This is a genomic window from Amycolatopsis bullii, assembly GCF_014654205.1.
GTDB classification, from domain to species: Bacteria; Actinomycetota; Actinomycetes; order Mycobacteriales; family Pseudonocardiaceae; genus Amycolatopsis; species Amycolatopsis plumensis.
In genome coordinates, this window is the sequence record NZ_BNAW01000004.1 from 188,530 (window position 1) to 200,682 (window position 12,153).

Below are 12,153 nucleotides of genomic sequence, written 5' to 3' on the forward strand. Positions count from 1 at the left end.
GGTGTGACGCCGGTCCGGGCCCGGGCAACCTGGTCAAGAACCGGCTCACTCCGGCACACTGGTGGTGCCCAGGCGAACAGGAGTTCCTGCTGATGACCGAGCCCTGCGTACGGCCGGCCGTTTCGGCAGACCTGGAATCGTTCGCCACCGCCCTCGGTGACCGCGAATTCTTCGACGACCGCTACGAACGACAGCTGAAAAAGGTCGGCGTGCTGTTTCTGGCCTGGCTGGACCTCCGGCCCGCCGGGGCCGTCTACCTGTGGCTCGAGAAAGCCGAGGAAGAGCCCATCGCCACGCACCTCCCCGAGGTCCCGCTGATCACGCACCTGGAAGTCCACCGGGACCTGCGCAGGAAGGGGGTGGGCACAGCACTGGTCGAGGCAGCCGAGCGTCGCCTCGCCGAGCTGGGTTTCGATCGGGTCGCGCTCGCGGTACGCACGGACAACGATGACGCCGCCCGCCTGTACAAGAAACTCGGTTATCGCGACTGGGGGCACGAAAAGGTCATCTGCTACGCGCAGAAGACCTTGCCCGACGGTTCGACGCTGAGCGAGCCCGAGGAGTGCTTCGTGCTGGTCAACGACCTGACGCCGGTCACACCCGCGCCGCGGGCCGCAGAGGATCCCTTCGCCGCTTCGCCCTTGTGCTGACCGGGACGTCGACCCCCGCCTGGGCTTCCAGCGGGATGCCCAGGGCCGCGACGGCGTGCGCGACACCCGAGCCGCCGTGGTGGTCGCGGCGGAGGTCGGTGATCCGCTGCCGCCAGCACACGCAGTCCTGCTGCCAGGCCCGCAGGTAACGCACGCACAGCGCCGGCGTGATCAATTCGCTCCGGCCGAGCGCCGCGCGGAGCGAATCGGCCATCCGGCCCTGCTCACCCGCCTCGATCGGTGACGCCTTGACCAGCTCGATGGTCTCCCGGATGATCCGGCGGCGGTCGGCGAGGAATCCTTCCCAGTACGGCTCGGTGGCGTGCGCCAGGCCGAGGTGGCTGTCGAACAGGCCGAACACGCCTTCGGCCAGTGTGTCGCCCAGTTCCTCGCCCCGGGCGCGGCGGGGGTCCCGGTAGGGGTCGTAGGGCTTCTGGACCGCCGTGCCGGTGATCGCGGACGGCCGCAGTTTCATGCCGTCCAGCAGGAAGAACCAGTCTTCGTTGTAGATGTTGGGGAAGAACGAGCTGAAGGCCGCTTCCCCCACCGCCAGTGCGCCGCCGCCGATGAAGGTGTCCTGCTTGCGGCCGGCGTCCCGGATCGCGTGGCACACGACGGAGTTGTCCGGCATGCCGGCGTTGGCCAGGCCGACCACCGCGTATTCGCCGAGCAGGCCGGCCGCGACGCCGAGGTCCGCGGGGTGCGGCAGTTCGATGTCGTCGTCGAGGAAGAGGATCCGCTTCCAGCCGGCGAGCACCGCGATGAGCAGCCCCAGGTTGCGCTTGAAGCTCGTGTCGGTCTGCCGCCGGAAGCGGGTGAAGCGCAGCACCTGATCGGTGGCGAACTCCGGCACCAGCCCGGGGTTCAGCAGGTCGACGTCGATGGCGAGCGCGCGGACCCCGGCGTTCTTCGCTTCCAGGATCGCGCCCGAGATCGTCGACAGCTTGCTGCACAGGAAGAGCAGGAAGGCATCGCCTTCCTTGGCCGCGGCGATGGCCTGCCGCAGGTAGGGGGCCGGGCGCGCGGTGGGCACGATGATCGCGTCCATCGCCGCGCCGGAGACGTCCTCGGTGTCGAAGTGCGCCAGGAGGTCCTGGTGCGACTCGTGCTGCCGGGGGTTCACTCGGCAGCCTCGGGCCACTCGTGCAACCGGTTCTCCTCGAGGGTCCAGTCGGGGGTCAGCCCCTGTCCCCCGACGACAGGCACGCGGCTGATGATGCTGAAGGATTCCACATCGCCGAACCGCTCGTGCACGTACGCGGTGTTACGGTCCCGGAAGCGCGCGTCCGTCAGCGCGCGGACCGCTCCGAGGGTGCCACGACCGTACATACCATTGCACACGGTCACGGTGCGCTTTCGGTTGAACGGACTTTCGTCGCGGTAGAAGTGGGCGACGTCCTCCAACAGGTGCTCCTGGCTGTCGAGCTTGGGTTCGAACAGCTTCGAATCGCCGTTTTCCTCCACCAGAAACCCGCCGTGCTCGGCGTCCGCCTTCCGGGGGACCTGCTTCACCGGAAGCTTCACCCGTTCGATGACCGTCCGGGTCACCGAGTTGAAGTCGACGCCGCCGAGCAGGACCAGGTGGCTCGTGTAGTCGTCCGCCGCCAGCTCGTCGCTCGTGCAGAACTTGACGTTGTTCTCCGGGTTGCGCGAGCGGATGTGGCCGAACAGCTCGATCAGCGCGTCCGGGTCGGCGTAGGTGTACAGCGAGACGAAGTCGGCGCTGTCGGGGTCCGCATAGGACAAGTGCGCGCGGTACTTCTCCGGCAGCCGGGCGCAGACGATGGTGATGTTCTGGTCCGCCTCGAAGGTCCAGATGTCCGCGGCCGGCCTCGGCCCGGCGGACCGGCGGCCTTCGCGTAGCTCGAGCAGCTCTTCCAGCAGCTCCTTGCGCTGGGTCCGCTCCCCGTCCGTCAGTTCGCCGACGGGGAGGATGCGCAGCGTTCCGCCGTCCAGGGACCGGCGGGTCGCGAACAGCGTCGCGTAGGCCTCGAGCCATTTGACCGGCGGCGCGACGGGCTTGTCCGGCTTTTCCCAGGAGGAGATCAGCGAGACGCTGAGGGGCTTGTTCCCGCCGAAGGCCTGGGCGAGCTGGCCCTGGGTGATGCCGGCATCGGGCCACAGCGTCTCACGCAGGGCGCGCAGGCGGCGGGCGAGCGCAGGCCGTGGCTGCTGGACTGGGGACACGACTCGGGCCGCCCTTCAGGAAATTTCAGTACTCCCGATGAGGGCGCCAATATTACTCCCCGTCACTGGAGCCTTTGTCGGCGACCCGGCGAAGCTGGGACTGAAACGTTACGCTGGGCGGAACTTCCTGGCACCGAACAGATAACACCGGTTCATCTCAGTTGATCCGGGGTAGTTCACGCCTTACAGTCTCCTTGACTGAACTTCAGTTTTCAATCTGAAGGCAGGAGCAGGCCATGAGTACCCCAGCACAACACGTCCCCCTCCACCGGGCCATGGTGGCGGTCGACATCGAAGGCTCGACGACGCGGACGAACCCGGCGAGGGCCCGGCTCCGCACCGTCCTGTTCGAGCTGCTGGACGAGGCCTTCCTGGCCGGCGGGATCACCAAGAAGTTCCGCGACGGGTTCGTCGACCGGGGCGACGGCGCGCTGTGCCTGGTCCGGCCGGTCGACCAGGCACCGAAGCCGGTGCTGCTCACCACCGTCGTCCCGACCCTCGCCGAACTGCTGGACAAGCACGCCGAGAGCCATCCCGAGCTCGCCTTCCGGCTCCGGGTCGCCGTGCACGCCGGCGAAGTGCACTACGACAGCCGGGGCCCGTACGGCGAGGACGTCGACATCGTCTGCCGCTTCGTCGACGCGCGGGAACTGCGGCGGCAGCTGAGCATCACGACCGCCCCGCTCGTGCTCGTCATCTCCCCGGCGATGCACCGCTCGGTCGTCCGGCACGGCTACCCGGGGATCGATCACACCGCGTACTCCCAGGCGGTGCCGATCAAGGTCGGCACCCAGCGGCTCCGCGGGTGGCTGTACACCCCCGAAGGCGACGGGGGCCAGGAGGGCATGACCGCGTAGCACGAAAAGAGGTGGGGACCGTGGAACCGACGGGCTTCTGGGCCGACCTGGCCCCGGCCGATCGCCGCAAGGTGGCGGAATCCGCCACGCGGCGCTCCTACCGGCGCGGGCAGACCGTGTGCCGGGAAGGCGACCTCTCCAGTGTCGTGCTGGTGCTGCTGTCCGGGCACGTGCGGATCGTCCACGCCACCCCGGACGGGCGCGAGGTCGTCGCGGGGGTCCGGGGCGCCGGTGACGTCATCGGGGAGCTCGCCGCGATCGACGACCTGCCGCGCTCGGCGACCGTCGAGGCGCTGGACGAGCTCGACGTGCTCGAGATCCCGGGCGACCGGTTCGCCGCCCTGTGCCGGACGCGGTCGCGGATCTCCTGGGCGCTGCTGCTCGTGCTTTCGGCCCGGCTGCGGTCTGTCGGCAGGCAGTGGCTGGACGTCGGCGGCGGGGCCGCGGCGCGGCGGGTGGCGGCGCAGCTCATGCAGCTGGCCGTCCAGCACGGGGTGCCGCGCGGGGACGACATCCGGATCGCCGTCCCGGCCACCCAGGCCGAACTGGCGATGACCGCGGCGATCTCGCGGGAGTCCTGGGCGCGCGCGACGCGCGACCTGCGCCGCCAAGGGGTGATCAGCACCGGCAGAAGACAGGTGACGATCCACCGCATGGCCGAACTCCGACGACTGGCGAGCTGAATCCTGCGCTGTGTGTCAGCTGACACACAGGACTCGGCGAGCCGGAGGTTTCCTGGATCCACGGCAGAGGAGGGCTTTCATGGACCCCTACACCACCGCACCGGACCGGAGCCGTTGGCGCCGGGGCGTCTACGCGGCCGGTCTCGTCATCCCCTTCACCGCGTCCCAGCTCTGGGCGCTGCTGGTGCTGTTGCGGCTCGCCCCGCTCGGCGGGCTGGTCGGGCAGGCCTTCGTGCTCGTCCTGCTGGGCTCCGCCGTCGCGATCTGGGCCGGCTGGCGCTGGACCTGGCAGCTCGGCCGCGACCGCAAACCGGAGCCCGCCCCGAAGACGCGGATCCCGACATGACGTCCGGGCCGGTCATCGTCGCCGCCCTCGTGCTGGCCGCCGGTGCCGGACGTCTCCTGCGCCACCTCGGCGGCCTCCTGCGCCGCCGTCCGACCGAAAGGAGCACGGAAATGACCAGCTCGCCCCCGACCTTCCCGTTGCGGATCTACCACTGGCGGTGGGAAATCCTGGCCGTGACGCTGCTCCCCTACGGCCTGGTGACCTTCGCACTGTGGGCGGGCCCGCTGTGGGCGTCGGCCGTCCTCGCCACCGCGCTCGGGCTGGCGGTGCTGCGACGCCGCCAGGTGCGCGCCCGGATCCACGCGATCCGCCTGCAGCACCGGCTGCGGGCGGTGTTCCCCCGGCTGCGCCTGCCCGGCGGCCGCCTCCCGGTGATCCTGTGGAGCCGCCCCCGCGGCGGCGACATCGTGGTGTCGCTGTTCGGCCGCGAGGCGTTCGAGCACCTGCACCGCAACCGCACGGTGCTGGCCGCCGCCTGCGGGGTCCCGGAGGTGTACGTCGACCGCCACCCGACGTACGCGAGCCTGGTGACGCTGACGATCAGCCCGACGGCCCCGAAGCGGGAACCGGGTCGTGGTTCCCTGCCGAGCAACGTGGTTCCGCTGCGCGCGCACAGCTGAGCACGTCCGCACAGGAACCGCACAGAGAGAACACACGATCACCAAAGCGGCGGCCGCGATCGTGGGGGCATGACAGCCACCGCCCCCGCATCGCGGCCCGGGACCGGCCCAGTCGACCTGGCCGGCCCGCAGCCCGTTCTCGACGTCGTCATCCCGGTCTACAACGAAGAGGCCGACCTCGAACCGTGCATCCGGCGGCTGCACGCGCACCTGGCCGAACACGTCTCCTACCCGTACCGGATCACCGTCGCTGACAACGCCAGCACCGACGCGACCCTGCAGGTGGCCGAAAGACTGGCCCGGGAGTTCCCCGAAGTGGCGGTCCGCCACCTCGCCGAGAAGGGCCGCGGCCGCGCGCTCAACGCCGTGTGGCAGGCCTCCGACGCCGCCGTGCTCGCCTACATGGACGTCGACCTCTCCACCGATCTCGCCGCGCTCGGGCCGCTGATCGCGCCGCTGCTGTCCGGGCACTCCGATCTCGCCATCGGCAGCAGGCTCGCCCGGGGGGCGCGAGTGGTGCGCGGCCCGAAGCGCGAGTTCATTTCCCGCTGCTACAACCTGATCCTCCGCTCGACGCTGGCCGCGAAGTTCAGCGACGCGCAGTGCGGCTTCAAGGCCATCCGCGCCGACGTCGCCCGTGAACTGCTGCCGCACGTCGTGGACACCGGGTGGTTCTTCGACACCGAGCTGCTCGTCCTGGCCCAGCGCGCCGGGCTGCGGATCCACGAGGTCCCGGTCGACTGGGTCGACGACCCCGACTCGTCGGTCCACATCGTCCGGACGGCCACCGAGGACCTCAAGGGCATCGCCCGCGTCACCAAGGCCACCTTCACCGGGGAAATCCCGATCAGCCGGCTGCGCGAACAGCTCGGCAGGCAGCCGATCGGCGTCGACGCGCCGGGCGTGCCGCCGCGGCTGGTGACGCAGCTGGTGCGGTTCGCCGCGATCGGCGTCAGCAGCACGCTCGCCTACCTCGTGCTCTTCCTGCTGCTGCGCACGGTCGTCGGCGCGCAGCCGGCGAACTTCGCCGCGCTGCTGGTGACGGCGATCGGGAACACCGCGCTGAACCGGCGGCTCACGTTCGGCATCCGCGGCCGCGCCGGCGCCGGGCGGCACCAGTTCGAAGGGCTGCTCGTGTTCGGCCTCGGGCTCGCGCTCACCAGCGGCTCGCTGGCTCTGCTCAACGGATCCACCACCCCCGGCCTCGTCCTGGAGCTCACCGTGCTGGTGCTGGCGAACCTCGCCGCCACGGTGCTCCGGTTCCTGCTCCTGCGCGGCTGGGTGTTCCACCCGCGGCGTCAGGCCATCACCCAGAAGGAGTCCTGATGACCACCGTCCTGCCCGCCCCGGTTTCCGAACCCCGGCACCGCAAGGAATCCGCCGCGCACGCGCCGCCGCGCTGGGTCCGCCCGGCCGCGTTCGGGCTGCTGGCCGCGACCGCCGTGCTGTACTTCTGGAACCTCACCGCGTCCGGCTACGGGAACTCCTTCTACGCCGCCGCCGTCCAGTCGGGGACGCAGAGCTGGAAGGCGTGGCTGTTCGGGTCGCTGGACTCGGGGAACGTGCTGACGGTCGACAAGCCGCCCGCGGCCCTGTGGGTCGGCACGGCGTTCGCCCGGATCTTCGGCTTCTCGAGTTTCACCGTGCTGGCCCCGCAGGCGCTGATGGGGGTCGCGTCCGTCGGGATCCTCTACCTGACGGTGAAGCGGGTTTCCGGTCCGGCCGCCGGGCTGCTGGCCGGGGCGGTGCTGGCGGTGACGCCGGTCGCGGCGCTGATGTTCCGCTTCAACAACCCGGACGCGCTGCTGGTGCTGCTGATGGTCGCGGGCGCCTACTTCGTCGTGCGCGCCACGGAAAAGGCGAGCCCGCGGTGGCTGGCGCTGGCCGGCGCCGCGATCGGGTTCGGCTTCCTGACGAAGATGCTGCAGGCGTTCCTGGTGCTGCCCGCGTTCGGCCTGGTGTACCTGATCGCGGCGCCGACCTCGCTGGGCAAGCGGCTGCTGCACCTCGGCGGCGCTGTGGTGGCGCTGGTCGTCTCGGCGGGCTGGTTCATCGCTCTGGTGGACCTGTGGCCGACGTCTTCGCGGCCGTACATCGGTGGGTCCGAAGGGGACAGTCTGCTCGAACTGGCGTTGGGCTACAACGGGTTGGGCCGTATCTTCGGCGGCGAGGGCAACGGCGGCGGCATGGGCGGCGGCGGCATGGGCGGCAACACCGGCTTCGGCGGGTCCACGGGCCTGTTCCGGATGTTCGGCGCCAGTTTCGGCACGGAGATCTCCTGGCTGCTCCCGGCCGCGTTGATCGGGCTGGTCGCCGGGCTGTGGTTCACCCGCCGCGCGCCGCGCACGGACAAGACGCGGGCGGCGCTGGTGCTGTGGGGCGGCTGGCTGGTCGTGACGGCGCTGGTGTTCAGCTTCATGAGCGGCACCGTGCACCCGTACTACGCGGTGGCGCTGGCCCCGGCGATCGCCGCGCTGGTCGCGATTTCGGGCCGCGCGCTGTGGCAGGGCCGGGCCCACCCGGCGCCGCGGGCCGTGCTGGCCGGGATGGTGGTGGCGACGGCGGTGTGGTCGTTCATCCTGCTGGACCGGACGCCCGAGTGGTTCCCGGCGCTGCGCTGGATCGTCGCGGTGCTCGGGGTGCTGGTGGGCACGGTGCTGGTGATGGGCGTGCCCGCCTCGCGCCGTGCGGTGGCCGTCGTGGCGACGGCGGTGGCCCTGACGATCGGCGTGTCATCCGCGGCTTACGGCGTCGAGACGGCGTCGGTGGCGCACAGCGGGTCCATCCCGACTTCCGGGCCGACGTCGAGCGCCATGGGCGGCTTCGGCGGCGGGTTCGACGAGTCGTCGAGCGCGATCGGCGCCCTGCTGGCCAAGACGACGACGAAGTGGGCGGCGGCGACCACCGGTTCGCAAAGCGCGGCTTCGCTGGAATTGGCCAGCGGCAAGGCGGTGATCGGCATCGGCGGCTGGAGCGGCTCGGACCCGGCACCGACGTTGGACGAGTTCAAGGCGTACGTGGCCGCGGGTGAAGTCAAGTACTACATCGAAGGCGGCCGGGGAGGTGGGCCGGGCGGTGGGTCGTCGGAGATCACGGAGTGGGTGACGGCGAACTTCACCGCCACCACGGTCGACGGCCAGACGGTGTACGACCTGCAGAGCTGAAGATCGCGAAGGGGCCGTGAGCGGACTCACGGCCTCTTCGCGCGCAGGTGGTGGCTGACGTCGCCGACGAGGTCGACGGTGGCTCGGCGTTCGGTGAACCGCCATCCGTGATCGGCGCGGGTGAACCTGTAGCATCCGCTCGATCTCCGCGGCAGACCACCACTGCCGACGAAGGCCCCCTTCGCGAACAACCCTCCGACGCCGGCGAAGTCCCCCGCGGCGACCAGCGACGCGTACGAAAAGACCAAGTTCTCCAACGCGCGGTAGTCGTCCACGGAAACGATCTTACAGAGAAAGTATAGAAATCTTCCGTACCTTGGCGGCGACGGCGGCAGGGGGCCGCCGACCCAGGGGGTACACCATGGATCGCCGTAGCCTGCTCAAAGCCGGGGCTGTCGCCGTGGCCGGGGTTGCGCTCACCGGAGCCGCAACGGGGACCGCCGCCGCTGCTGCCGGGTTGCCGCCCGTGCCCGGGATGCTCGGGGACCGCCGGGCCAACGAACTCTGGTACCAGCTCGACGAAATCGCGTTGTACCAGCTTTCCCCGGAAGTCAAGGCGGCCTACGACGTGTTCTGGCCCTTCATCCAGCAGAACGCTCCGGAAGGCCTGTACGCCAAGTGGCTGGAGCTGAGCGGGGAACCGGCGTATCCCGGGAACTACGCCGAGTTCGCCAAGCCCGTCGAACAGCCGCTGCGTGTCCTTTCGAAGCTGCAGCTCGACAACTTCGACCACTTCTACCGCGGTGACGAAGCCGGCCTGGTCAAGGCCTTCGCCGCGTTCGGGCAGGGCATCCTCTTCGACCCGCGGCGGGAGCCGCAGCAGTCGGAGGTGCACACCATGAACGGGAACCCGCCGAGCGGCTACCACTTCTGGCACTCCGTCCTGCGGGCGCAGATGTTCCTCGGCATCGACCGGCACCGGTGGGCGCGGCTCCACCCGATGATCGGCTTCGCCTGGGCGCTGCAGTCCATCGCGAAACCCGACCACCGCCACGTCAACCCGGGCCTGCCGCCCGAACAGGTCCGCGCGCTGGCCCGGTACTGGCTGCCGCGGTCGCCCGTCCAGCTCGACGACGACTTCCGATCGGCGCCCTACCCGGGCTGAGCGTCCAGCGCCCGCTGGTAGGCCGCCCGCAGGGCCGGACCCGGCGCGATCCCGAGCCGCTCGTCGAGGAGGCGGCGGCCGCGGTGGTACACCGCCACCGCGTCCGCCGTCCGCCCGCTCGCGCAGAGCGCGGCCATGAGCAGGGCCCGCGCGCGTTCCCGCATCGGGTGCTCGAGGACGAACGCCGTCGCGTCGGGCACCGCGCGCAGGTGTTCACCCGACGTGATTTCGGCTTCGAGCCGGCCCTCCAGCGCCGTCAACCGCAGCTCGTCGAACCGCGCCGCCTCGCCCGCGCGGAGCGGTTCGGCGACGCCGGCGAGCACCGGACCGCGCCACAGCTCCAGCGCGGCGCGGAACAGCCCCGCCGCGCGGGCCGGGCGGTCCGCGCGCAGCTCGTCGTGCCCCGAGGCGGTCAACCGCTCGAACTCCTCGGCGTCGACGGTTCCGCCCGGCGCCAGCAGGTAGCCGCCGCCGGAACGGACGAGCCGCGCCGGACACCCGAGGGCCTTGCGCAGGCGGGAAACGTACGTGCACACCTGCGCGTCGACCGTCGAGGGCCGTTCGCCGTCCCACAGCAGCGAAATCAGCCGTTCGTCCGGGACCACGCGCCCGCGGGCCAGCAGCAACGCCGCCAGCAGCGTCCTCGGCTTGCACCCGCCGAGCGCGGCCGGGCGGCCGTCGGCGCGCGACACCGCCAGCGGACCGAGAATCCGGAACTCCATCCCCACCCCCTTCCCACGGTACGCGGAAAATCTCAGCCGGGCCTCAGATTGGGCGCGGATCATGGAGGCAGAGGGGACGAGGAGGCCGCGATGATCACCACACGTCCGGGTTACCCACGCTGGCACACCGCGAGCGCGCAGGGGCCGCGCTCACTCAACGCCGACGCCGTCGGGGCGTATGCCGCCGCCGGCGGGCCCGGCATCGCGTTCGCCCTCGCCGACGGCGTCGGGGACGATCCCGCCGCCGCGCGCGCCGCCCGGATCGCCGCCGCGGCCGCCGCCCGTACGCCAGTCCACAAAGGACCGATCGAGGCGGTGCTGGCCGCGCAGCGCGCGGTGCGCGAGCAGACACTCGGGGACGCCGTGCTCGTGGTCGCCATGCCGGCCGGGCACGGCGGGTACCGCATCGCCTGGGTGGGTGACGCCCGCGCGTACTCCTGGGACGGCACCACGCTCGGCCGCCTGACCACCGACCACACGCTCGCCGAGGTCTTCCGCGCCCGCCACCAGCCGGTGACGCCGCGGATGGAGCACGTCGTGACCACCAGCGTCCGCACCGCGCAGGCGCACGAGATCGGCACGGCGGAGACGACGAGCCCGGGCCTGCTCCTGACCAGCGACGGCGTCCACAAGCCGCTGACGGGCAGCGGCATCCGCGCGGTGCTGGCGCAGCCCGGCACGGGCGCCGCCGAGCTGGTCGAAGCCGCGCTCGCCCGCGGTGGCTCGGACAACGCGACCGCCCTCTACGTCGAGCCCCTGGAGGTCGACAGCACCACGGTGCGATTTCCCGTCGCCGCGTGAACCTTGAAGGCTGTCTCGTAACCCGCCTGAGCAGCGGTATCGCCGGTAGAGTTGACCGGTGATCCGCAACCTCGAGACGTTCCAGGACGAGCTGGCCGCCAGCGGCTTTCCGCCGCTGGTCAACAAGCTGGCCGGGGCCGACTTCCGGGGCCGGATCGCCACCCGCGACCTCGGGCCGCTGCGGCTGGTCTCCCTCGACACGCCGGAGAGCGCCTGCATCCTTCGGGAGCGCGACGACTCCGACGGCGAGCACTTGGCGGTCAAGGTGATGACCCGGGGCCGGACGCGGCTCGAGCAAGGGCGGGGCGAGGCCGAACTCGGGCCGGCCGACCTGGTCCTGCTCGATCCCACGCGGACGCTCCGGTTCGAGAGCACCGCCGCGGCGCACGTCACCATCCTCATACCGCGGCGGGAGCTCCGGATCCGGCCCGCGCAGATCGACCGGCTCATCGGCGTGCGCATCGACGGCAGCCACGGCCCGGGCGCGCTCGTCTCCGTGCTGGCCCGGGAGTCGGCGCGGTCGGCGACCGGGTTCCGCGAGGCGGAGGCGCTGCGGTCGGCGGCGGCCGTCGTCGAGCTGATCGCCGTCGCGCTGGAAGCCCGGCTCGGCGATGGGCAACCGGCCCCGGACGAGCGGCTGCGGGCCCGGATCACCGGCTACATCGAGGCCCGGCTGGCCGATCCCGACCTGTCCCCGCCCGGCATCGCCGCCGCCCACCACATCTCGGTGCGCCGGCTGCACAAGCTGTTCGAGGACCAGCCGCTCACCGTCGCGGCCCTGATCCGCCGTCGCCGCCTGGAGCGCTGCCGAGCCGAGCTGACCGGAAGCGGACGTACGGTCACCGCCGTCGCCGCCCGGTGGGGCTTCTCCGATCCCACCCATTTCAGCAAGCTGTTCAAGGCGACGTACGGCTACACCGCCCGCGCGCTGGTGACCAGCAACCGTGCACCGACGACCAAGACGCGCACAGCCGGCCCGGGAAAGGATGGTGGTGACCAAGGCAGGCAACAGTGACAG

At 71.3% G+C, this 12,153-nt stretch carries 14 protein-coding genes; 10 read left to right on the forward strand and 4 right to left on the reverse strand.

Translation table 11 applies throughout. The features are described 5' to 3' along the window. Nucleotides 1-92: 92 nt before the first annotated feature. Nucleotides 93-650, forward strand: a complete 558-nt coding sequence (locus tag IE317_RS07595) for a GNAT family N-acetyltransferase (protein WP_191307644.1) — start codon at nt 93-95, stop codon at nt 648-650. Here the strand turns inward: IE317_RS07595 and IE317_RS07600 are convergent. Together IE317_RS07600 and IE317_RS07605 are read right to left on the reverse strand one after the other, a co-directional pair. Then, nucleotides 595-1,773, reverse strand: coding sequence for a hypothetical protein (locus IE317_RS07600; protein WP_191307645.1), 1,179 nt, complete (start codon nt 1,771-1,773; stop codon nt 595-597). The genes IE317_RS07595 and IE317_RS07600 overlap by 56 nt on opposite strands. After that, nucleotides 1,770-2,837, reverse strand: coding sequence for a helix-turn-helix domain-containing protein (locus IE317_RS07605; protein WP_191307647.1), 1,068 nt, complete (start codon nt 2,835-2,837; stop codon nt 1,770-1,772). The genes IE317_RS07600 and IE317_RS07605 overlap by 4 nt, the downstream gene beginning before the upstream one ends. Before the next feature lie 236 nt (nt 2,838-3,073). On the opposite strand from IE317_RS07605, the gene IE317_RS07610 reads away from it, so the two are divergent. From IE317_RS07610 to IE317_RS07635, 6 genes are all read left to right on the forward strand, one after another. Beyond that, nucleotides 3,074-3,694 (forward strand): hypothetical protein, encoded by a 621-nt coding sequence (locus IE317_RS07610; protein WP_191307648.1) that lies wholly within the window; start codon nt 3,074-3,076, stop codon nt 3,692-3,694. A gap of 20 nt (nt 3,695-3,714) precedes the next feature. Then, a complete protein-coding gene (locus tag IE317_RS07615; protein WP_229902530.1) occupies nt 3,715-4,377 on the forward strand; it encodes a Crp/Fnr family transcriptional regulator in 663 nt (220 codons plus the stop codon). Nucleotides 4,378-4,456: 79 nt separating this feature from the next. Beyond that, the gene (locus IE317_RS07620) at nt 4,457-4,723 is read left to right on the forward strand and encodes a hypothetical protein (RefSeq protein WP_191307651.1); all 267 of its coding nucleotides are present in this window, start codon (nt 4,457-4,459) and stop codon (nt 4,721-4,723) included. Then, the gene (locus IE317_RS07625; protein ID WP_191307653.1) at nt 4,720-5,343 is read left to right on the forward strand and encodes a hypothetical protein; all 624 of its coding nucleotides are present in this window, start codon (nt 4,720-4,722) and stop codon (nt 5,341-5,343) included. Before IE317_RS07620 ends, IE317_RS07625 begins: the two co-directional genes overlap by 4 nt. Nucleotides 5,344-5,412: 69 nt before the next feature. Next, nucleotides 5,413-6,669: a bifunctional glycosyltransferase family 2/GtrA family protein gene (locus IE317_RS07630; RefSeq protein ID WP_191307655.1), complete on the forward strand. Its 1,257-nt coding sequence runs from the start codon at nt 5,413-5,415 to the stop codon at nt 6,667-6,669. Beyond that, complete coding sequence (locus IE317_RS07635; protein WP_191307656.1) at nt 6,669-8,507, forward strand: ArnT family glycosyltransferase; 1,839 nt, start codon at nt 6,669-6,671, stop codon at nt 8,505-8,507. The genes IE317_RS07630 and IE317_RS07635 overlap by 1 nt, the downstream gene beginning before the upstream one ends. Nucleotides 8,508-8,533: 26 nt before the next feature. Here the strand turns inward: IE317_RS07635 and IE317_RS07640 are convergent, their stop codons facing one another. Then, nucleotides 8,534-8,782 carry a hypothetical protein gene (locus IE317_RS07640; protein WP_229902531.1) on the reverse strand — a complete coding sequence of 83 codons (249 nt, stop codon included), beginning with the start codon at nt 8,780-8,782 and terminating at the stop codon, nt 8,534-8,536. Between the two features lie 86 nt (nt 8,783-8,868). Between IE317_RS07640 and IE317_RS07645 the strand changes: the two genes are divergently transcribed. Further along, complete coding sequence (locus IE317_RS07645; RefSeq protein ID WP_229902532.1) at nt 8,869-9,612, forward strand: hypothetical protein; 744 nt, start codon at nt 8,869-8,871, stop codon at nt 9,610-9,612. On the opposite strand, the gene IE317_RS07650 is transcribed toward IE317_RS07645, so the two are convergent. After that, a complete protein-coding gene (locus IE317_RS07650; protein WP_229902533.1) occupies nt 9,600-10,334 on the reverse strand; it encodes an AfsR/SARP family transcriptional regulator in 735 nt (244 codons plus the stop codon). The genes IE317_RS07645 and IE317_RS07650 overlap by 13 nt on opposite strands. Before the next feature lie 90 nt (nt 10,335-10,424). Here IE317_RS07650 and IE317_RS07655 point away from each other — a divergent pair, with 90 nt between their 5' ends. Both IE317_RS07655 and IE317_RS07660 read left to right on the forward strand, forming a co-directional pair. Continuing rightward, complete coding sequence (locus IE317_RS07655; RefSeq protein ID WP_191307658.1) at nt 10,425-11,135, forward strand: PP2C family protein-serine/threonine phosphatase; 711 nt, start codon at nt 10,425-10,427, stop codon at nt 11,133-11,135. 58 nt (nt 11,136-11,193) lie between these two features. Further along, entirely contained in the window at nt 11,194-12,150 is a 957-nt protein-coding gene (locus IE317_RS07660; protein ID WP_191307660.1) for a helix-turn-helix domain-containing protein, read from the forward strand. The last annotated feature ends 3 nt before the right edge of the window (nt 12,151-12,153 follow it).